Origin of the sequence: Actinoplanes xinjiangensis (assembly GCF_003148685.1) — a bacterium.
Classification (GTDB): Bacteria; Actinomycetota; Actinomycetes; order Mycobacteriales; family Micromonosporaceae; genus Actinoplanes; species Actinoplanes xinjiangensis.
Genome location: NZ_QGGR01000028.1, coordinates 69180 through 90577, shown reverse-complemented (window position 1 = coordinate 90577; position 21398 = coordinate 69180). Strand labels below are relative to the sequence as shown.

Genomic DNA, 21398 nt, shown 5'->3' with positions numbered 1-21398 from the left:
GCGCCGTCACACCAGGTTCAGCGCCAGGGCGACGGTGCCGATGCCGGCCATCAGCAGCGTCGTGCCGACGTGCATGCCGATCGACAGCCGGATGTCGTGCTTGCGCCACACCAGCCACACCGCCGGGAACATGAAGATCACCTTCGAGACGACCGTCCACGGCGCCCAGAAGTGGTAGACCGAGAACAGCACGGTGTTGAGCAGCGGCGCCCTCCACCCCAGGTGGGCGATGCGGGGCAGCAGGAATCCGCGGAAGTACAGCTCCTCGATCAGCGGCAGGGAGAACCCGGTCAGCGGCAGACCGATCAGCATCGTGGTGACCAGCAGCGAGTGCTCGTACCCGTCGAGGTAGGTGGTGGCACTGCCGCCGGCACCCTCGAAGGGGATCCAGGTGAACAACGCGTCGAAGACGGCGTCGTCCAGCGGGGTCAGCGCAAGCGACACGACCGTCATCCACACGATCAACCCGGCGACGGCCGCGATGATCCGTCCCCGGGGGATCGGTCTGCCCAGGTAGCCGACGACACCACGCAGTGAGGGCCGGCCGTTGCGTTCGCGGCCGAGCCACAGCAGGCCGCCCAGCAGCGGCAGGAGAACGACGACCAGGGCGATCGCCCAGGCCAGGAAGATCGGGTAGCCGATCGCGGTGACGAACGGTTCAGCGATCAGCAGGTACGCGACGACGATCAGGATCCCGGGTACGAGATGCAGCGCGATCGACAGCGGCAGGGAATGCCGGTCGGCGAGCAGCATCCCGGCGAGACGGTGCGGGCGGGTGGCCGGTGCGGCGGCGGTATCGGTCATGCCGTCGAGCATCGGCGCCCCGCCGGACACCGCCCTGACACGCCGCTGACACGGCGCCGTCAGCAGGTCAGTCGTACCGGTTCGCTCCACGTCGATCTCCCGTCCCGCCAGACGTACTCCAGGGCGTGGTCGCGGACCAGGACGATCACCGTCGACCGGCTGTCGTCAGCCGACGCACTGTCGAGTCGCGCGACGGCTTCGGGAGTGAAACCGAGCGCAACCGTCTCGATCTGCCAGTCCCGGGTGACGTCCCGGGTACTCAGCAGGACGACCCCGGAGGCCGTCGGTACGGCGACATGCAGCGCACGGGCCACCGAGATGTCGTCGACGGCCGCGTACGCCGGATCACCGGTGACCGCCGGCAGCGCGCGACCCGGCAGCCGCAACGGCCGCGGGCTGCTCCAACCGGCCGAGACGTCCTTGCCGGTGGGCGCCGGGTCGCGATGCATCTGGAAGAGCCGCCCGCGGCTGCGCAGGACAAGCACCAGGCGGCCGTGACGGTCCTTCGCGGCGGCCAGCCCCTCGATGTCGGCAAGCGGGGTACGGAGAGTCGACCGCGCGGACCACTGCGGCGGCCAGCCGCCCGCGTAGTCGGTGCGTTCGAAGACCTTGACGCCGCCGGCGCCGTCGGCGGCGAAGACCAGGAAGCGCCGGCCCGCGTCCGGGGTGCCGTCCTCCAGAGCGGCCGGCTTCCCGGCGATGCCACCACCGATCTGCTGTACGGCATGCCACCGCAGGTCGGGGTCGCGATAGCCGAAGACGAGGCGGTCTCCCCGGCGGCCGAAGACCTCCAGCCCGCCGTACGTGCTGGTGAACGCGGTGAAGTCGTCGAACCGGGGCCAGTCGCGGGCGATGCTCGGTCCCCGCCACCGGGTGACCCACGTCCGGTCCGTGCGGGAGCAGTAACCGACGCCGTCCGCCGCCCGCGTGAAGACGACGTTCGGCACGCGCCCCTCGAACACCAGGACGACGCCGGTGACGGTGTTGAGCGAAGGGCGCCCCGCCGAGCCGCCGGCACCGATCAGCAGCACCGGCAGCAGCAGCACACACAGCGCGGTCCGCCGCTGCCGTCGTACCGCCGCGAGGACCCCCTTGATCAACGCACGTGTCCCGGCGGGATCCAGCGCACCGACCGCGACGACCAGGGCTACCGGCGCGAGGGCCCAGCTCAGGACCTCCAGGAAAGGCGTGCCCCACAACTCCACTGCGGTGACGGCGCCCGCCACCGCCACGACCGTCACGACCATGAGAACCCGGCGTCCCCGCATCGGTCCCCCTCTTTCGCGAATCGACGGTGCGCTCGTCCGGCGGAATGTGAATCGACGATAGGGACTCACCGGATGACGTCACCAGTGCGGAAAACCCTCGGCCCATGGAAACGGCTGAGGGTTTTCCATCAATTTCATGATCGATTGTCGTGGCGGCCCGTCCACCGTTGCACGAGCACCGCATCTCAGCCAGCATCGGATTCATGGCCGATTCCTTCACCACGCTCACCGGTGGACGCGTGATCGGGTGGGGACCGGTGTCCGCCACCATTGTCGCCGGAACATTCGCGGCGCTGTCCTGGCTGCCGAAGTGGGACGACGAATTTCTTCTCGGTGTTCTTTACGTGCTGGTCGTCGCCTCTTTCGCGGCGACCGGAGCCTTCCTTCTGACCGACGGCCGCACCGGCCGGCTCGGCTGGGGCATGATCGCCGCCGCCTTCTGCTACGCGGTGTCGTGGTGGTGGATCTGGCCCCAGCACTGGCAGGTCGGCCCGGCACCGCTCATCTCCTTCGTCCTCGGCTACGGATGGTTCGTCGTCGGCGGCCTCGCGTTGGTCCGGTATCCGGAACCGGCCCTGCGGCGGCGCCACGAGCAGGTGTACTTCGGGGCCCTCGCGATCTGGGTCATCGGCGGCAAACTCGTCGTCGCGGCGGTCTCGCTTCCCGAGTGGAAGCGCTGGAACGCGGATGCCTGGTGGCCGACACTCGTCGCGGACCGGCGCCTGTCGGAGACCGTCAGCAGCGTCGTCGGCCTGGGCATCACCGTGCTGGCGCTGTTCCTTCCGGTGCTCCTGCTCTACCGCGTCCGGCACTCCCGGGGCGTGGAGCGCTCCGACCTGTTGCCGGCGACAGCCGCCGCCGTCTCCATCGGCGTCTTCGGAGGCCTCTATCTCGTCGCGGTGAACCTGCACGTGACCGGAGGTGTCACCGACAGCCTGCGCGACCTGTCCGTGCTCGCGGCGCTGGTGGCGCCGATCGCGTTCATCGTCAGTCTCGTCCAGCGCCGGATCCGCAGAGGCCTCGGCGCGGACGACTTCCGGCTGCTCTCGCGCTGCGACACGATCGAGCAGATGCAGTCCGCCCTCCGGCGGCTCCTCGACGACCAGTCGTTGATCCTCGCGGTGCGATCCGCGTCCCCGGCGAGTCTGCTGCCGGCGAGCGGGCCCTCGATGGACCTCAGCGAAGACACCCGGTGGCAGGTCGATGTGCCCGGCCGCAACGGCCGGCCGATCGGCGTGCTCCTGCTCGACCCGACGTTGCGCCGACGTGAGAATGCCGTCCGTACCGCTGCCGTGGCCTGCGGCATCGCCCTGAACGACGGCGTCCTGCAACACTTCCTGACCGACCAGCTGGAGCAGTCGCAGACCTCACGCCGGCGCCTGACCCACGACTCGCTCAAGGAACTCCAGCGGATCGGCCACGAACTGCATGACGGCGTCAACGCGACGTTGCAGGCCGTGCAGGCGCACCTGGCCCGGATCCGCATCATCCTGCGCAGGCACGAGACCGGGCCGGACCAGACCGCCGAACTCGACGACGCGGTGAACTGGGCCCAGGCGACCGCCCAGGTGGCCATCGACGAACTGCGTGACCTCTCCCGCGGCTTCCATCCCGAAGTCCTCGAGGAGGGACTCCGGCCCGCCCTGCGGCGCAAGTTCGACCGCATCCCGCTACCGCTCACCCTGGACATCGACGAACGGCGGACCCGGCCCGAAGTCGAACTGATCATGTATCTGCTCGTCAGCGAGGCCGTCAACAACGCCCTGAAGCATGCGCACGCGACCCGCGTCACCGTCACCACGACGATCACCGACCGGGTCTCGCAGGTACGGGTCGCCGACGACGGCCGAGGCGGAGTCGAGGTGCAGCCGGGCTCCGGGCTGGCCGCCCTCCGCGAACGGGTGCGCTCGCTGGGCGGCGAACTGACCATCACCAGCGAAGCCGGTACGGGAACCGTCATCGAAGGGAGGATCCCGTGAGAGTGGCCCTCGCCGAGGACAGCACCATCTTCCGCAACAGTCTCACCCTGCTGCTCGACGCGATGGGCATCGACGTCGTCCTCGCGGTGGGCGACGGCCCCGCACTCATCGCCGGTATCGCCGGTGACCCACCGGACACCGTCGTACTCGACGCCCGCATGCCGCCGTCGGGCGATCAGGAGGGATTCCGCGTCGCCGAGCGGGTCCACCGCCTGTACCCGCAGGTCGGGATCCTGCTGTTCTCCAACTACAAGTTCCACACGTACGCCCGGCGGCTGTTGGAACAGGTCCCGGCGGGCGTCGGCTACCTGGTCAAGGACAGCGTGAGTGACAACGGCGTCCTCGCCGACGCGATCCGCCGGGTCGCCGCCGGCGAGGTGGTGCTGGACGACGTCATCGCCCAGCGCATCTCCGACGCCGCACCCCAGGATCTGTCGTCGACCGAACGTGAGGTTCTGCGGCACGTCGCGTCCGGGCTGCAGAATCGCGCCGTGGCGGAGTTGATGTTCATCGCCGAGGTCGCTGTGGAAAGGCACCTGACCAGCATCTTCAGAAAAATGAATCTCCCTCTGGAAGCCGGCTACAACCGGCGGGTCCTCGCCATCCTGCGATGGCTGGACGCCCAGCGGATCTGAGGGTTTCCCGCACTGCCGGCGGCCATTCCTTCCTTTTAGGCTGTCAGTGACGGGGACCTTTTTCTGAGAAACAACGATTCCGTCGCCTTTCCCATGATTGGCGACGATGTCTCATGCATGCCAGATCCGGCCGTCAAGGGGAGACATGAATAAAGAATGGAACGGTACGCCTGCTGTTTCGCGGCGGCGGATGATCACGGGCGCGGTGTTCGCGGTCGCCGTGGCCGCCTCGGTCGCGCCGCTGCTGGTCCCGGACGCCGAAGCGGCCGCGACCCGCGTCTTCACCGGCATCGACGTCCGCGCCACCGGGGACGGCTACCTGCTCGGCTCCGCCCGCGGCGAGATGTACGCCTTCGGCGGCGCCGCCGCGGTCCGCAACCCGTCCGGGTTCACCGGCGACATCGTCGACGTGGCGCTGACCGCCGACGGCCGGGGCGCGATGGCGGTCAGTTCCGCCGGGCAGTTCTACGCCTCCGGTACGGCGACACCCCAGCGCAATCCCTCCGGCTTCAGCGGCCGGATCGTCGGTGTCGCCCTGACCGCCGACGGCAAGGGTGCGATGGCGGTCAGTTCCGCGGGGCAGTTCTACGCCTACGGCACCGCCCGGGCACAGCCCAACCCGTCCGGATTTACCGGCGAGATCGTCGACCTGGCACTGACCGCCGACGGGCAGGGCGCGATGGCGGTGAGCTCGGCGGGACAGTTCTACGCCTACGGCACGGCCACGGCGCAGCCCAACCCGTCCGGATTCACCGGCCGCATCGTCGGGCTGTCGCTCACCGCGGACGGCCGGGGCGCGATGGCGCTCAGCTCGGCGGGGCAGTTCTACGCCTACGGCACCGCCACCGCCCAGGCTAACCCGCGTGACTTCGCCGGCGAGATGATCGCGCTGGACCTGACCGCCGACGGGCGCGGTGTGGTCGCCCTGTCCAGCACCGGCCAGGTGTACGCCTCCGGCACGGCCCGCTACCACGGCAACGGCGATTCCGGCTGCACATCGTTCGCCGGCCGGGCCGTCTGCCACGACATCCGGGCCCGCTACCAGGCGCTCGGTGGAGCGGGGGGTCCGCTGGGCGCGCCGACCAGCGGCGAGTTCGGCGTCGTCGACGGTGGTCTCGGCCAGCACTTCACGTCCGGCTCAATCTACTGGTCGCCGCGGACCGGCGCGTGGGACGTGCGCGGCGTGATCCGTGACAAGTGGTTCTCGATGGCGGCGGAACGGGGGCTGCTGGGCATGCCCGTCGGTGGCGAATTCTTCGCCGACGGCCGGTGGGGCAGCCGGTTCGCCAACGGCTCCATCTACTTCTCCGGTGCCACCGGCGCGCACGAGGTGCACGGCGAGATCCACCGTGTCTACGCGGCGAACAACTACGCCGAAGGCGCGCTGCGGATGCCGTTGACCGACGAGGTGGACGGAGCCGGTGACTGGGCCGGCGGCAAGGCCTCCTTCTTCGTCGGCGGCACCATCGTGTGGGACGGCCGGTCCACCCGCGTCCGGGAGCCGTCCTCCGCCGACCGGCGTGCCGAGGCACGGACCCTGCAGGCGATGTCCCTGGACGACTTCATGGCCGTCCAGCGTGGGGTCGACAAGTCCGGCAACACCCAGTGGGAGAGCGACGGCTGTTCCGGGCCCACCGGAGGCGAACTGGACGACATCTTCGAACCCGCCTGCATCCGGCACGACTTCGGCAGCAGGAGTTTCGGGCCACGCAACCTCCGGCTGGACACTTCGGAGGCGAGTTTCAACCGGGTGAACGACATCTTCCGCAAGGACCTGATGTCGATCTGCACCAGGCACGGCAACCCGTGGGTGAGCAACGGCGACCTGCCGCCGGTCAGGTGCGGTCTCGCCGCCGACGCGACGCACCGTACGGTCGTCGCCGCCCGCCGGGTGTGGTGGGACGCCTGACACGCGACGCAAACGGCCCGGGCGCACCGCGCCCGGGCCGTGTCGATGCAGGTCAGGCCTTGCGGCCGACGGTCCAGTACTGATCGGCGTTGCCGTTGCAGTTCCACTGCAGCAGATGCGCGTCGGTCTTCACGCCACCCTGGATCGCCAGGCACATCCGGCTGTGGTTGTTACGCAGCACGACGGTGCCCCGGGTGGTCACCTCCGCCCGCCAGTACTGGTCGACGTTGTCACGGCACGGCCACTGCAGCAGATGCGCGCCCGCCGTGGTCACCCCACCCTCGATGGCCAGGCATTTGCCGCTGCGGTCGTTGCGGACCTCGACCAGGTCGTCACGCCGGGTCCGCAGGGTCCACTCCATGTCGTTGAGATCACTGCAGGCGGCCTGGACCGCGTGCGCGCCGTCAGCGAGCGAGACGCCGTTGCTCATGCACAGCGTGCTGTGCGCGCTGCGGACCCACCCGCCGGGCGTACGCGCCGTGATCGTCCAGTTCTGGTCCAGGTTCGCCTCCCGGCACGGCCAGATCAGCGCCTTCGCACCGTTCTCCTTGGCGACGGCACCGCCCTGCACGGCCAGGCACTTGCCACTGAGAGTGTTGCGCAGCTCGGTGTAGCCGTTGGTGTCCCGGGCCAGCTGCCAGTACTGGTCGGCGTTGTCCCGGCACGTCCACTGCACGATCAACGTGCCGTCGGCGGTCGCCCCGCCGTCGAGTGCCAGACAATGACCGCTGCGGTCGTTGCGGACCTCGTACTGGCCGTTGGCCCGCTGGTTGAGCTGCCAGTCCTGGTCGGCGGCGCCGCTGCACGACCACTGGATCGGAGTGGCCCGCAGGTCGCCCCAGTTGCTCGGCAGCGCCAGGCACAGACCGCTGTTCTGCGACTTCAGCGTCTGCACGGTGGCTTCGGCGGTGTTCTGCCGCACCCACCCGGCGAGATCGTCGAGCCGGGTCTGGGTACCACCGCGCGCGGCGTCGGCCGGGGCGCCCAGGCAGCCGCCCTGCCCACCGCTGTGGGTGATCGCCGCGAGCTGGAGGGCACCGCCGACCGTCCGCACGCCGGGGCCGCCGGCGTCACCACGGCACGGGCCGACCTGGGTGTCGGTCGCACCGGTGATGCCGGTCAGCGCGCCGTCGACGCCCGTGACGGTGAACGAGGCGCGGCGCGGCTGGTCCGGCACCCACGCGGTGGCCGTGCGCCCGAACCCGAGCACCTCGACGGCCTCACCCACGGCCGGGGCCTGCGCCGACACCGGAATCGGCGTGACGCCGACGACCGAGGCGGCCAACTCGACCAGCGCGACGTCGCGATCCGGGTGGGGCAGCACCCGCAGAGCGGGCACCACATATCCGTTCGCGGTGTCCGACAGCGTCAGCCGGCCCACCGTCACGGTCGTCTTCGTCGTGGGCGGCCCGGCCACCACGGTCGTGCCGAAACAGCTCTTCGCGGTCACCACCCACCGGGCGCCGACCAGTGCGCCGGTGCACGCCTGGCCGACGCCGGGCTCACCCACGCTGACTTTGGACAGGAAGCCGTACGCCGGCCCGGTCGGCACGTCGCCGCCGATCGCCTCGGCCGACGTCGACGCGAACATCGTGGTCGCCAGGACCGCGGTGATCGCGGCACCGGCCACACGTCGTTTTGTTCTCACTGTGGACACGCTGAAGTTCCCCCGTTGTGGTGAATCATTCGTGCACAGTATTACCAGAGGTTGAAATGGAACAATGTGTGAGGACCGGTAGCTCGCGCGGGTAGTGGTGCAGCAGGTTGCGGGCGAACACCACGTTCTCGGTGCCGTACGCCGCCCGCAGCCCCGGAAAACGCCGGCACAGCCGGGTCAGGCCCTCCTCGAGTTCCACCCGGGCCACCGGCGCGCCCAGACAGTAGTGGCCGCCACTGCCGAAGGCCAGGTGATACCGGGCCGACCCGCGGGTGATGTCGAATCTCTGCGGATCGGGCACCCGCCGTTCGTCGCGGGCCGCCGAGTCCAGACAGACGAGCACCGCCGCACCGGCCGGCACGGTCACGCCGCCCAGCTCGACCTCCTCGAGGGTGTAGGTGATCCCGGCGAATCCGGTGCCGGCCTGGGCGTACCGCAGGATCTCGTCGACCGCCCCGCCCACCTGCCCGTCGCGGACCAGTCCGAGCTGCTCCGGGTATTGCAACAGGGCCAGCACACCGTTGCCGATCTGCACCGCCGAGGTCTCGTAGCCGGCGATCGCCATCAGCATCACCGTGCGAACCAGATCGGCCTCCGTCAAAGCGTGACCGTCGTGACGGGCCGCGGCCAGCGCCGCGAGCAGGCTCCCGTGCGGGCGGGCGACCAGTTCCGTGGCACAGCGGTGCAGCGTCTGGGTGGCGGCGCCGAAGGCGGTCATGTCCGCACCGGCGGCGGCGATCCCGGCGGCCCACGCGGTCAGCATCGGGCGCAGGTCGTCCGGGACGTCGAACAAATCACCGAGCACGCGCAGCGCCAGCGGGCGCGCGTACCCGGCCATCAGGTCGACGGGCTGCTCGGTGGCGGCGAACCGGTCGAGCAGTTCCTCGACGGCTGCGACGATGCGCGGGCGCAGGGTCTCGGCGAGCCGCGGGTTGACGACCGAGCCGACCAGCCGGCGCCAGCGTTCATGGGCGACCGGGTCGGCGACGGACAACCCGAAGTCGAACCCGCCCCGGTCGCCCCCGCCCGCCCGCTCACGGACGGGGGTCCGGCTGAACCGGTCGTCGCTGAGCACCCGCCGCACCTCGTCATAGGTGGTGACCAGGTAGCCGGGGGCACCGGAGGGCAGGGTCACCGGCGCGACCGGCTCGCCCGCGCGCAGTTCGGCGAACTCGCGGGGCTCCTGGAACGGGCAGCGGCGCTCGAACGGGTAGTGCACGGCGGGTTCCCCTCTCACCAGGTGACCGGCAGGTTGCGGGGGTAGAAGGTGAACAGGTTGCTGGCCAGTTCGACGTCCGCCATGCTCCCGTCCAGGCGCAGACCCGGGAACCGGCCCAGCACCCCGGACAGGCCCTCGCGCAGTTCGGCGCGGGCCAGGGCGGCACCCAGGCAGTAGTGCGGGCCGCTGCTGAACGCCAGGTGCCGTACCGCGGTGCGGCGCGCCACGTCGAACAGTTCGGCGTCGGCGCCGAACTGGGCGGAGTCCCGGTCGGCCGAGGCGATCGAGACGAACACGGTGGCGCCGGTGGGGATGGTGACGCCGCCGATGGTGATGTCGGTGGCGGCGAACTTGGCCACCGCGAACCCGGTGCCCATCTGGGCCCAGCGCAGGATCTCCTCGACCGCGGTGTCGACCAGGTCCGGTTCGGCGCGCAGCCGGGCCAGCTGGTCCGGGTTCTGGAACAGGGCGAAGAACGCGTTGCCGAACTGGACGGCGGTGCTCTCGTACCCGGCCATCAGCAGCAGGATGACGGTGGAGACCAGTTCCTCGTTGGACAGCCGGCTGTCATCGTCGTCGTGCAGGGTGATCAGGGTGCTGAGCAGGTCGTCGCCCAGGTCCCGGCGTTTGCGGCCGATCAGCGTGGCCGCGTACCGGCCGATGCCCTGCATGGTCGTGCCGAACGCGGCGAACGAGGTCTGCGGGTCACGCCGGGTCAGGCCGGAGGCGAGCGCGGTGAACTCGGGCCGGTCCTGATCCGGGATGCCGAGCAGTTCGCAGATGATGCGCAGCGGCAGCCGGTAGGCGAAGTCGTCCATCAGGTCGGCGTGCCCGCCCCGGGCGGCCATGTCGTCGAGGACCGCGTCGGTGTGCTGCCGGATCAGTGGCCGCATCGTGTCGGCCTGCCGCTGGGTGAACGCCTTGTTGACGATGCGCCGCCAGCGGGTGTGGCCCGGCGGTTCGGAGATGCTGCTGCCGAACGAGAACACCGGGCTCGACCGGTCGACCGGGAAACCGGTGTCCATCGGCGCGGCCGGGGCCTGCGGGGGAGTACGGGCGAACCGCGGGTCGGACAGGGCGGCGCGGACGTCGTCGTACCGGGTGATCAGCCAGGCGGGCTCGCCCCCGGCCAGTTTGACCTGGGTGACCGGGGCGTTGGCGCGCAGCCAGGCGAACTCGTGGGGCATCTCGAACGGCCGGTGCCGGGTGAACGGATAGGTGGTGGCGGTGACGTCCACGGGTTCCTCCAGAGGCGACGGGGTCAGGCGAGGGCGAGCCGGGCGGCGCGGTGCCGGGTGAGCCGGTCCATCAGGGTGGGATCGGCGCGGAGGCCCGCGTGGGCGCTCAGGACGTGGTGTCCCAGATAGCCGAGCAGTGCCTCCTGCTGCGGGATCAGGCCGAGCCGGTTGTTGTGGGTGTGCAGATAGCCGGTGAGCAGCACCTGACGGCGCCGGCGCGGCGGTGCGCCCGGCCCGGCCAGCGTGATCGCCGCGAGCACGTCCTGGTCGGCGGCGTCGAGTGCACAGCGGACCGCGGTGCCGACCGGTCCCGGTTCGGCGGCGGCGAGCAGGGCGCCGGCGTGCCGCGACAGGCCGGGCGCGTGCGCGGACAGCAGCCGCGGCCAGGTGGCCAGGAAGGCGTCGAAGACGTACGGCGACCACAGCAGGCAGTAGTCGGCGAAGAACCGGGCCGTGTCGGCGGGGGTGTGCCCGGCCGCGGTGAGCGACCGCAGCATGGTGGCGAACGCGGTGCCCAGCCGCCGGGCGGGGTGGTCCACCAGCCGGGGCAGCTCGGCCAGGACGGCGTCACTGCTGACCTGGAAGAACCGTTCGGCGGCCGCGACACCCGCGGGGCCACCGTATTTGTCGAACTCCGGCTGGTATTCGGCGGCCCGTACCGTGTCCGGCGGTTGGATGTCGTCGGTCTGCTCGTCCTCCAGCGCGGCCATCGTGAGCTGCGCCTGCCGGAACGCCGCGACGTCGAAACCGGCGCCGGCCGGGTGGCGGGCGCAGTAGTCGCGCAGCGCCTCGGCCGCGGTGTCGGCCAGCCCGGCCGGTCCGCGCAGCCGCAGCCGCACGTGGTGGCCGCCCTTCCAGTAGCGCAGGAAGAAGTGACCGTCCGGGCGCAGCCGGTCCAGCAGCGGCACCACGGCGTCGACCAGCAGCCGGTCCTGCTCGTCGTAGCGATGGATGTGCAGGCTGTACCAGCGTGTGGGTTCAGCCGTCGGCATGGTCACCCCCGAGATCGTGTTCGACGAAGAACTCCTCGGCCGCGGCCGGTCCGTCCCGGTACTCCTCGACCGCGGGCAGGCACTCCTGCACCAGCAGGATGCCGCCGGGGCGGCTGCGGGCCTGCCGGTCCAGCACGGACAGCAGGAACGGATTGCGTACGTCCAGGAAGTGTGGTTTGTGCAACCGTGCGGTGCGGGCCTCCAGTGCCCACCGGCGGGTTTCGTCGAGCACGTCGCGCGGGCCGTCGGGCGGTGGTGCCACGATCCGGAAGAAGGCGGTACGCGGCAGCCCACGCTCACGCCACCAGCGGTCGAACCCGTCCAGGCCGTCCGGCACGGGCAACTCGTCGAGCGGGATCCGCCAGGTCCGCCGGTCCAGCACCAGATCGCCGAGCATCACCCGCGGACGGTGCGGCGGCGCGGCGTGCGGCCGGGCCCGGTCGGTCTGCTCCCACAGGCCGCCCCGGTACGTGCGGGTGGGCGCGAAGCCGCACAGGAACCGGTACGGCAGGGGCGCGGCCGCGGGGTAGAGAAAGTTCAGCGGCACCAGATCGAGGGGTTCACCGTCGCGCCGCGAGATCAGCCGCAGCCGGCCGCGATCCGGATCGGCGGCCACCGCGACGTCGGCGAGAGTCAGCACCCCCTCGGCGGCCGGCCGGGCCACCGACCCGGGATACAGCAGCTCGTACGGGGTGAGCCGGGGATGCAGGTTGAAGTTGAGCCCCAGCGTCGCGGTGATGTCGGTCTGCCGTGGCGCGGTGCGGTGCAGGTGCTCCCGGACCGCGGTGCCCAGGTCCCAGTCATTCGGCCCGGTCCGCCGCAGCAGGTCACAGAAGCGGGAGAAGAAGACGCCGTGCCCGGTGGTCACCCCGTTGACCACGGCCAGCGTCCGCCCGCCCTCGGTGCCGAACTGCACCCGGTACGCCGTCGACCGCCAGACCGGCAACCCGCCGGGCAGCCCGGCCGTGAAGTCCCGTAACAGCCGCGGGTCGATGACCGTGGTCGCGCCGTCGACGGCGCCCAGCCCGCCGTCCTGCAACAGCCGGTAGAAGTCGTCGCGATACCGCCGGATCAGATCGGCGGCCGGATCGTCCGCCCCGGTCATCAGCGCGGCCGCCGCGTCCGCTCCGAGCGCGTCGAACACCTCGTAGAACCGCAGCAGGTCCACCGGCGGCGACGCCGTGCCGTACCGCCGCGTGAACAGCCGGTACAGGCCGAGTTTCGTCATCGTCGCGTCGTCCAGCAGTGGCAACAGTCGCTGGAACAGCGCCAGGCCGTCCCGGTTGGCCGCCAGCACGCCGGGCCGCCAGGTCGCCGGCGCCCGGTGGGTGCCGACGTCCTCGTAGATCGCGGCCCGCATCGCCTCGGCCTGCGGCGGTTCCCCGCTGATCCGGTGCACCTCGTCGTTCAGGTCACCGAGCAGCACGGCGCGGCGGGCCACGCCGGCACCGGCGAACTCGTCCTCGATGCGCTGCAACCGCTCGAAGCCGTCCGCGTGTTGCGCACCCAGCACCGGGCGTACCAGGTCGGCGACGGCCGCCGCCGGCCGCAGGGTCTGATCGGGCAGACCCAGATCACGGTGGCACAGGCCCACCTTGACCAGGCTGTCGACGGTGGCGGCGGGCAGCAGCTCCCGCAGTTCGCACTCCGGCACGCCACCGTCACCGAGAACGCGCTGGAGCAGCCGGACCAGGTCGGTGTACCGGGCCGAGACCACCCGGTCCAGGGGGCGCAGGAACAGCACCCGGTCACCGTCGACGGTCAGCGAGTCGTTGAGCCGGATCCGGAACAACCGGTCCGCTCCGTCGACGCGGCGCAGCGCATCGGCCAGCCAGGCGACCAGGCCGAGGTTGAGCCGGGTGGTGGTGACCCGGCCACCGGCGCCGCCCGGCCGACCGGCCCACGGGTGCGCGCCGATCTCGGTGAACGTGCCGAACGGCGACGGTTTGAGCACCACCCGGTAGGCGTAGCTGACGATGGTGCTCTCCGCCCGGCGGCGGCGGGCGGCCTTACGGCGCCGGTCGTACGGGTCGGCGGCGTACGCGCTGACCTCCCGGTGCAGATCCGGGCCGGACAGTTGCAGCCCGGCCTGGAAGTCGGGGGCCCGGGCCACCTCGGCCAGCACCTTACGGGCGGTGTCGAGTTCACTGTCCCGGCAGGCCAGCGCCTCGCTGCGCAGGGCGGCGCTGCGCTCCCGGGACCGGGCCCACCGGTCGGCCAGCTCCCGGCAGGACCGCGGGAGGGCGGCGGGAACCGGCGGCAGCGGGCGGTCGTTGTGCACGGCCCGGCGGACCGCCAGGGCTGCGGCCCGGTCGGCGACCGGCAGGCCCGGCACCGCGTCGTGCAGGGCCTGCTCCAGGTCGGCGGCGAGCACCGCCCGCTGCCGATCGTGGTCACCGGCCTCGTCGAGCAGCGCCCACATCTGCTCCGGGACGAGGCCGGTCAGGGCGTTCCAGGGCAGCGTGCCGCGCCGGAACAACACGTACGGGCTGAACGTCATCGCGGCATCACCGAGACCTCCCAGTTCAGGCCGGGACGGGCCGACCCGACGCTCACCTGTGCCTGTATCCCGTCGCCGGTCAGGCCGTACGCCCGCTCCACCCGGCCCACGTCGAAGCCGAGCACCGGATGGCCGCTCAGCCCGGCGGTCGTGGCCCGGACCGTGATCGCCTCCACCGCGATCCCGACCGCCATCTGCTGCTCGCGCCAGCGGCGCATGTCCGGGCACCGATCGCCGGCCGGCGCGCCGATGTGGACGGTGAACGCGGCCAGTTCGATGTTCAGCGACGCCGCGAACAGTGCCCGCTGCAGCACCCGCCCGGTGTCGCCGGTGTGGCCCGCACCGACCGGGACCAGGTCGTGCCGGTCCGGCCGGTAGCGGTACCAGCCGCCGGCGACCCCGGTCACCCGGTGCACCGCCACGTACAGCGACAGGCCGCGGGCGATCGGCAGGTCGAGGGCGGCGGCGGTGTGGTGCAGGACGTCGGCCAGGGCGCCCGGATCGGCCGTCCGCCCGTCGAAGCGGGCGCCGGCACAGGTGCGCGCCAGCATGTCGGCGAACCTGGGTTCGGTGGGGGAGGGCGACGGCAGGGCCACGCCCGGACCGGCCGGTCCCGGTGGTCCCGACGGTTCACCGGCCGGCGCCGCTCGGCGGGCCGCCCGGTGCAGGGCGTCGAAGCGGGCCGATCGCCGGACGTGCCGGGACCGTTCCAGCACCTCCGGCGACCGGGACGCCGACGGGGGCACCGGTGTCGCGGTGGGCAGGCCGACCACGGCGTACACCGCCTCGTCGTCGCCGTCGAGGCCGAGCACCGCCTCGATCCGGGCGTCGTCGAACGCGGTCCACAGCGTCGCCGTTCTGGCCAGGCGCAGGATCCGGCCGAGCGCGACCCCCACGTCGACCGCACCGAGCCGGTACGCGAAGTCGCCGTACTTGTAGAAGTTCTTCCAGAACCGGTGGGTGAGCACCAGGCAGACCGGTGGCAGCCCCGGACCGCTGCGGCGGCCGAGGTCGACGAGTTCGTGCCGGTACGGGTCGTAGTGGTGCACCCCGTCGCCGGCCACGTACACCTCGGCCGGGTACATGGAACCGCCGGACGGCACCGGCCGCCGCAGCAGCACCGGTGAGGCGTGCCCGGCCGGCGCGGGCCGTCCCGGGGTCGCGGCCATCCCGCCGTGCGCGTCGGCGCGGATCCGGGACACCGCGAAGGTGTGGAACAGCAGCCGGCCCAGCCATCCGTCGGCGGGCCGGCGTACCCCACCGGTCAGGACCTTGACCGGCCACGGCCCGTCGGCCCAGTCCACCCGCCAGTCGGGCGGATTCGCGGCCCGCGGGTCGGTGCGCAGCAGTTCGGCATCGGCGGTCACGGGAACGGGTGCGGTACGCATCCCACCTCCTCACTCCGGGCCAGCCCGCTCGCGTACGGCAGCCCGGTTCCGTCGGTCAGCCGGGGCAGGTTCTCGGTACGGCGGTTGACGTGGCCGAAGGTGACCGGCACCAGTCCGGGCACCAGCACCCGGACACAGTGCAGCCCGTTACGCAGCAACTCCGGCATGCTCTGGTCGACGACCAGCACGTCCAGCCCCGCCGTGGCCAGCCCGTCCAGGGCGGTGGCCAGATCGGCGCGCAGGTCGGTGGCGCCGGTGCGCACGGTCGCCGGCACATCGGCCAGCCGGATCCGGTCGTGGCCGTCGTCGAGCAGGAACCCGAACCGGGAACGGGCCTCGGGCAGCGCGGCCACCTGCGAGTGGTGTTCCATCCGGCGGATCAGGGCCGGATCGGCGAGCATCCGCAGTGCCTCCGGCCGCCGGCGCGGATAGCCGTCCCGGGCGGCCAGGATGGTGCCGACCAGTTCGTACAGTCCACCGACGATCGCCTGCACCGGGTCGGGGTGGGCACCGGATCCGGCGAACACGGCCGGGCCGTCCGGGTCGCCGCCCTCCGCGGTCAGCCAGAAGCTCGGCATCCGGTACTCCATCGTCGACAGGAAGCAGCGGAACTCGAAGCCGGTGAACAGCCGCGACCGGCGCAGCAGCTCACCGAGCCGCCCACCGGCACCGGTCAGGTCGACCTCCGGCAGCCTCAGCCGCCGGTACCAGGTCAGCAGGAAGGAGTCACGTTCGGCGACCTCCCGCAGCCCGTGCAGCATCGCCTCCTCGACGGAGTTGCCGAGGGCGCAGCCGTTGGAGGTGTCGTAGACGAACGAGATCTCCCCGTCGTGCCGGGGACCCCAGAACGCGGCACGTTCCGGTATCAGCACCCGCCGGCGCTGCCCCACCGAGTACGCCCACACCCAGTCGACCACCGTCCGCGGATCGAACCGCTGGTAGCGGAACCCGTCGAGGCGGTAGCTGGAATCGGGATGGGTGCCCAGGGTGCGCGGGTCGATCGCCCGGTCGGCGACCTCCCGATGGGCGGCCCGGATCGGTGCCAGGCGGCCGCCCCGTAACAGGCCCGCGTAGCGTTCCAGCCCCTCCAGGACCGCCACGGTACGGCTGGTGCGATACGTGCGGGCGCGGCCGATCGCCGGTTCCCGCCGCCCCCACCGGCTCGGCAGCTCGACCGAGCAGGCACCGAACGGGCTCTGCAGATCCTGGCGCAGCTCCTTGAACAGGCCGATCCCGGCGAACAGGTAGTCGCGGTCCACGGTGCCGGCGTCCAGCTCGCGGGTCCGCAGTTGGGCCGGTGCCGGTTTCGTCAGCGCCACCTCGGGCGGAGTGAACACCGGCGCCGTGGCGGTGCGCGAGCCTCCGCACTCCGGGCAGGTGGAGTCGGGCAGCAGCATCTGCCGGTCCACGGTGCCGGTCGCGCCGTCGACGACGTGCACCACACCCGGTTCGGCCGGCCGGGTCAGCCGCGCCCGTACCAGCAGCTCGGTCACCCGCAGCGGCGCCGGTCCGAGCACCGCGACGGCGTCACCGCGATGGGCCGCCTCGGCGATCAGGTCGCCGCGCCGGTCCGGCCCGAACGCCGAGTCGGCGGTACGGGTCACCAGGCAGTGCGGGCAGCCCGCGGTGCCGGGCGTCCACCACGGTCCGACGTAGATCAGCGACCGCCACCGGCCGGTGAACAGCAGCGGCCGGTTCGCGCGCCGGCACGCCACCAGGGTGTCGGTGGCGGTGCTCAACTCGTCGAGCCCGGCCACCAGCAGCGTGACGTCGCCGGTCACCCCGACCGGGTCACGGCGCAGCCGGGCGGCGAGTACGGCCGGCAGCGTTCCGGAGCCGGCGACGGTGACCGTCGCCGTCAGGGCGGCGGTCACGTCGGCTCCCCGGGCAGTTCGACGGCGGCGAGGTGGGCGTGCCCGGCGAGGAACGGCAGCACCGGCGCGGCGGCCGGGCGCGGGCGGCGGATCCGGGCCAGGGCAGCCGACCAGGTGCCGGTGGGCGGGGCGAGGTGCGCCACCGTCGTGCCCGGGTGCACCGCCTGCAGCAGCGCCTGGTCGACGGCGTGCTGTTCGCCGAGCCCGACGCCGACGGCCTCCGGCCCGCTGGTGGTGCGGATCGTGGCCCGGACGAAACCGCTGTCCAGATGCTCCACCGAGGTCTCGTGCCAGTGCCGGTCGGCGGCGGCGAGCGTCTCGACCAGGAACAGCCGCAGCGGCCGGTCGTCGCGCCGGTCCGGCGACAGCCAGACCCGTTCACCGGCCGGGGCGGCATAGGCGACCGCCAGGGCGGCCCGATACTCGGCCTCGGCCACACTCCAGCCCGCCCCGTAGACGACGCGGTCCGCCGCGGCTTGCTGCCGGGCCAGGTTCTCCAGCGCGAACAGCACCACCTGGTTACGCGCCTCCCGCGGTGACACGGCCCGGCACAGCAGCGACTGTTCGGTGTGGCCGTCGGCGGTGGCCGCCGGGTCGGCCGTCCGGCAGGAGCTGCCGGCCAGCGGCAACTGGTCGATGTCCTCCTCACCGACCGACAGCAGCGGCCCGGCGACCCGGTCGGTCCACTCGCCGGTGGCCGCGACGATCCGGTCCGAGACGGCCACCAGCGCCGGGTCGTCCTCGGCGAACGCCAGGTCGGGCCGGACCGGCTCGTCGTCGCGCGCACCCGGGAGCTTCTCGTCAAGGTGGCGGCGGCACCACGGGTGCCGGTACACGGTGTGCACCCGTACCACCGGTGCCAGCGGTTCGACCGAGGCGACCGTCTCGGCGTCGGCGAGCGTGATCCCGGCGAGCGCCGCGAACGCCCGCTGGACCAGGTGCAACGCTGCGATGGTGGCCGGGACGAGCGCGGGTTCCAGGGCGGTGGCGTCGCCGGTGACCGGCGGGGTCAGCCGCCGCCACGCGCACTCCCAGCAGCGGCGCAGACTTCCGCCGGGCAGCGCCACCACGCGGGCGCCGCACCGGCCGAGCACGGCGGTGGACCGGCCCTCGGCGTGCAGCCGGACCTGGAGGTCCGCCAGCCGGGCCGGGTCCGCGTCGTCGACGGCCAGCAGCACGTACGCCGCGGCCCGCGCCGCCGGCACGTCGGCCACGGCGGTCCAGTCCGGGGCGGTGACGATCCGCCAGTCGGCGTCGGTGATCGGTTCGACGTCGGCGGCGTCGGCTTCTGCGGCGACGACGGTCACCGTGGCGAACCCGAATTCGGCCAGGGCACCGACCGCGGCCCGGAGTGCCGTGCCCTGACCGGCGCAGACGACCGGGGTGGACCGGACGGTCCGGAACCGGTGGACCGGACGGTCCCCGTGGTGGTCGAGGAACGCCAGATGGGTGGCGTAACGCTCGCGCATCCACTCCGGGACCTCCTCGGGCGGATGGTGCAGCTGCTTGACGAAGCCGTTGCGGTGCAGCGTGCCCAGCAGCCCGGACACCGACCGGCGGGCCGGTGCCGGCAGGTCGGCGCAGATCTGTTCCACGCTGCGCCGCCCGTCCAGGCGGCTGAACAGGGCGGCGACCAGCGGGTACGCACTCTCACCGCGAATCGTGAACGAACCCCGGTTGTTGCGCAGCCACACCCCGTCGTCGTGGCGTACGTAGAAGGCGTCGGCCTTGATCGCGAAACGCCGGTCGTCGCCGGCCATCTCAGAGTTTCCCATGGCTGCTGTACGCCGGCGCGGCGTCACGTTCGCTCACACATTCGATCACGGTCGGCTGGTCGGCGGGGGCCAGCACCGCACAGTGCTCACGGATCGCGCCCTCGTCGATGCGGCCGACCACCCGGGCGACCAGCTGCTCCAGCCCCGTCGCGGTCCGCCGGACCAGCACCCGGGCGTCCACCACCCCGTCCAGGGCGAGCAGGTGACGCTCCACCGCCCGCGGATAGACGAGCATGCCGTTGAACTTCTCGCCGCCGTCGACACGGCCCTCCAGACAGAGCCAGCCGTCGTCGTCGAACCGGGCGTAGTCGGTCCCGGTGACGTAGCCGCCGTTGGCCACCGGTGTCTCACCGGGACGCCACAGGTAGGCGGCACAGTCCGGCCCGGCCGCCGCCAGGGTGCCGATACCGTTCTCGCCGACGTCGCGCAGCCACACCGCCTTGCCGTCGACGGGCCGGCCGACGTGCTCGTTGTGGCCCGGGTCGTGGTCGGTCGAGACGGCGCCGGTCTCCGCGGTGCCGTACAGGTTCACCAGCTCCACCCCGGTGTACCGCTGCCGGATCAGGCGTACCCGTTCGCCGCTGACGTGCCCGCCGCCGAGGAACAGGGTGGCCCGGGACATGTCGGTGGAGGCGGTGGTGCCCAGGCAGGCCGCGGCCGCCACCGCCGGGACCGCCAGCACCACGGTCGGCCGGCGCGCCGCCAGAGCGTGCACGGCACCCCAGTCGTGCGGTGCGAACAGAACCAGGTCGCGGCGCAGGAACAGGCTCGGCAGCACGGTCATGAAGAAGGTGGCGGAGAACTGCGGCGGCAGGCAGGTCGCCACCGCGGTGTCCGGGTCGCCGGCGTAGCGGGGACCGTACAGCGCCTGTTCGTAGTGCAGGGCGATGGACTCCCACTGGTCGGCGTACCCGATCGCGACCTTCGGGGTGCCGGAGCTGCCGGACGTGCACACCCCCCACAGCGGACGGTCCGGGCCGCCGGTCACCGGTGGTGCGATCTCGCTGACCGCGGGGGCGACCTGCCGGTGCGCCACCCCGAGCGGGCCGGGCACCGCCCACAGCAGAGTGGTGTCGGGCACCGTCGCGACGGCGAACAGCCCGGCCAGCGCGTCGAGCCCGGCGCCCGGGTCGACGACGTAGGCGTGGCCGCGGCGGATCGCCGGGGCCTGATGACGGCCCCGGTCCAGCAGGGTCTCCCAGGCGACGAACTCGTCACCCCAGCGGACCCCGGCCGGATCGCCGGTGCGTGGCTCGCGAGCGGTGTTCAGGAAGCGCGTGAATGCCGGACGGCCCACGTCACCCACCCTTCGATCGTGCGGGGACGGTCCTCGGCCGGACCGTCCGCCGGTAAGCCGTGCTCGGTCAGATGGGCGCGGATCACCACCACCTCCAGGGAGTCCAGGTGCCGGTGCGGGTCCGGCTCCTGCAGCAGCGACCCGAGTGCGGCGCGCAGTGCCGCCGGGTTCACCGCGCCCCACCCGCCCAGAACGCCTCGACCGCCGCGGTGAACGCCTCCGGCGCGTCGTGGCCGGCGATGTGCCCGGCGCCGTCGATCACCACGCCGGACACCCGCGGTCCGATGCCGCCGGCGGTGCGGGCCGCATCCCGCTCCGCGGTCTTGTGCGACCCGTTGACCAGATGGGTACGGGTGTCCAGCCCCGCCAGTACCGCCGGGCCGGGCAGCACCCGCTGCGGATGCCGGGCGCAGTCCTCGCCGTACGCGCTGAGGGTGTCCTTCCACCGGGGCCCGTGCAGACGCTCGTACTCGGCGGCCAGCCCGGGCTGCTCGGCGGCGAGCACGTGGAACCCGCCGAGCATCCGCAGGAAGGCCGCCTGCTCCAGACCCGGCACGAAACCGGTGAGGACCAGTGACGTGACCAGGTCCGGCCGGGTGGCCGCGACGTGGATCGCGATCGGCCCGCCCAGGTACGAGGCGGCGACCACCCGCCCCGGCCCGAACCGGGTGAGCACCGTGGTGACGTAGCCGACGGCCTGGTCCAGGTAGGCGTCGGCGGCGTCCAGCGGGCAGCGCCCGTGCCCCGGCAGGTCGACGGCGATCACCCGGTGCTGCCGGGCCCAGGTGCGCATCTGGGCACCGAAGTGCGCCGACGCCGTGCCGAGCAGGCCGTGCAGCAGATAGATCGGGTCCGGCGGCATG

The 21398-nt window shown here is 72.4% G+C and carries 16 protein-coding genes; 3 read left to right on the top strand and 13 right to left on the bottom strand.

The features are described from left to right. Positions 1-6 precede the first annotated feature (6 nt). Together BC793_RS39545 and BC793_RS39540 are read right to left on the bottom strand one after the other, a co-directional pair. On the bottom strand, positions 7-804 hold the full coding sequence (locus BC793_RS39545; protein ID WP_170167330.1) for a CPBP family intramembrane glutamic endopeptidase: 798 nt from the start codon (positions 802-804) through the stop codon (positions 7-9). 59 nt (positions 805-863) lie between these two features. Further along, the gene (locus tag BC793_RS39540; RefSeq protein WP_146246676.1) at positions 864-2072 is read right to left on the bottom strand and encodes a hypothetical protein; all 1209 of its coding nucleotides are present in this window, start codon (positions 2070-2072) and stop codon (positions 864-866) included. 203 nt (positions 2073-2275) lie between these two features. Here BC793_RS39540 and BC793_RS39535 point away from each other — a divergent pair, with 203 nt between their 5' ends. From BC793_RS39535 to BC793_RS39525, 3 genes are all read left to right on the top strand, one after another. After that, entirely contained in the window at positions 2276-4051 is a 1776-nt protein-coding gene (locus tag BC793_RS39535; protein ID WP_146246675.1) for a sensor histidine kinase, read from the top strand. Beyond that, complete coding sequence (locus BC793_RS39530; protein WP_109601733.1) at positions 4048-4686, top strand: response regulator transcription factor; 639 nt, start codon at positions 4048-4050, stop codon at positions 4684-4686. The genes BC793_RS39535 and BC793_RS39530 overlap by 4 nt, the downstream gene beginning before the upstream one ends. 145 nt (positions 4687-4831) lie before the next feature. Then, the gene (locus tag BC793_RS39525; protein WP_158319513.1) at positions 4832-6595 is read left to right on the top strand and encodes a phospholipase A2; all 1764 of its coding nucleotides are present in this window, start codon (positions 4832-4834) and stop codon (positions 6593-6595) included. A 52-nt stretch (positions 6596-6647) separates the two neighbouring features. Here BC793_RS39525 and BC793_RS39520 read toward each other — a convergent pair whose 3' ends face one another. The 11 genes from BC793_RS39520 to BC793_RS39475 are packed head-to-tail and all read right to left on the bottom strand — an operon-like array spanning position 6648 to position 21397. Next, complete coding sequence (locus BC793_RS39520) at positions 6648-8243, bottom strand: RICIN domain-containing protein (protein ID WP_146246674.1); 1596 nt, start codon at positions 8241-8243, stop codon at positions 6648-6650. Positions 8244-8277: 34 nt separating this feature from the next. Beyond that, positions 8278-9489, bottom strand: a complete 1212-nt coding sequence (locus BC793_RS39515) for a cytochrome P450 (RefSeq protein ID WP_146246673.1) — start codon at positions 9487-9489, stop codon at positions 8278-8280. Continuing rightward, positions 9486-10709, bottom strand: a complete 1224-nt coding sequence (locus BC793_RS39510; protein ID WP_146246672.1) for a cytochrome P450 family protein — start codon at positions 10707-10709, stop codon at positions 9486-9488. The genes BC793_RS39515 and BC793_RS39510 overlap by 4 nt, the downstream gene beginning before the upstream one ends. Before the next feature lie 23 nt (positions 10710-10732). Then, a complete protein-coding gene (locus tag BC793_RS39505; RefSeq protein WP_239170559.1) occupies positions 10733-11701 on the bottom strand; it encodes a lantibiotic dehydratase C-terminal domain-containing protein in 969 nt (322 codons plus the stop codon). After that, positions 11688-14201, bottom strand: a complete 2514-nt coding sequence (locus BC793_RS39500; protein ID WP_109601728.1) for a lantibiotic dehydratase — start codon at positions 14199-14201, stop codon at positions 11688-11690. The genes BC793_RS39505 and BC793_RS39500 overlap by 14 nt, the downstream gene beginning before the upstream one ends. Continuing rightward, positions 14198-15589, bottom strand: coding sequence for a nitroreductase family protein (locus BC793_RS39495; protein ID WP_146246671.1), 1392 nt, complete (start codon positions 15587-15589; stop codon positions 14198-14200). Before BC793_RS39495 ends, BC793_RS39500 begins: the two co-directional genes overlap by 4 nt. After that, a complete protein-coding gene (locus BC793_RS39490) occupies positions 15565-17463 on the bottom strand; it encodes a TOMM precursor leader peptide-binding protein (RefSeq protein WP_109601726.1) in 1899 nt (632 codons plus the stop codon). Before BC793_RS39490 ends, BC793_RS39495 begins: the two co-directional genes overlap by 25 nt. Beyond that, positions 17460-19238: a hypothetical protein gene (locus BC793_RS39485; protein ID WP_146246670.1), complete on the bottom strand. Its 1779-nt coding sequence runs from the start codon at positions 19236-19238 to the stop codon at positions 17460-17462. Before BC793_RS39485 ends, BC793_RS39490 begins: the two co-directional genes overlap by 4 nt. Beyond that, positions 19225-20535: an AMP-binding protein gene (locus BC793_RS39480; RefSeq protein WP_158319512.1), complete on the bottom strand. Its 1311-nt coding sequence runs from the start codon at positions 20533-20535 to the stop codon at positions 19225-19227. The genes BC793_RS39485 and BC793_RS39480 overlap by 14 nt, the downstream gene beginning before the upstream one ends. Then, positions 20505-20708 (bottom strand): hypothetical protein, encoded by a 204-nt coding sequence (locus BC793_RS49960; RefSeq protein ID WP_158319511.1) that lies wholly within the window; start codon positions 20706-20708, stop codon positions 20505-20507. The genes BC793_RS39480 and BC793_RS49960 overlap by 31 nt, the downstream gene beginning before the upstream one ends. Beyond that, positions 20705-21397, bottom strand: a complete 693-nt coding sequence (locus BC793_RS39475; RefSeq protein ID WP_109601723.1) for an alpha/beta fold hydrolase — start codon at positions 21395-21397, stop codon at positions 20705-20707. The genes BC793_RS49960 and BC793_RS39475 overlap by 4 nt, the downstream gene beginning before the upstream one ends. Position 21398: the final 1 nt, after the last annotated feature.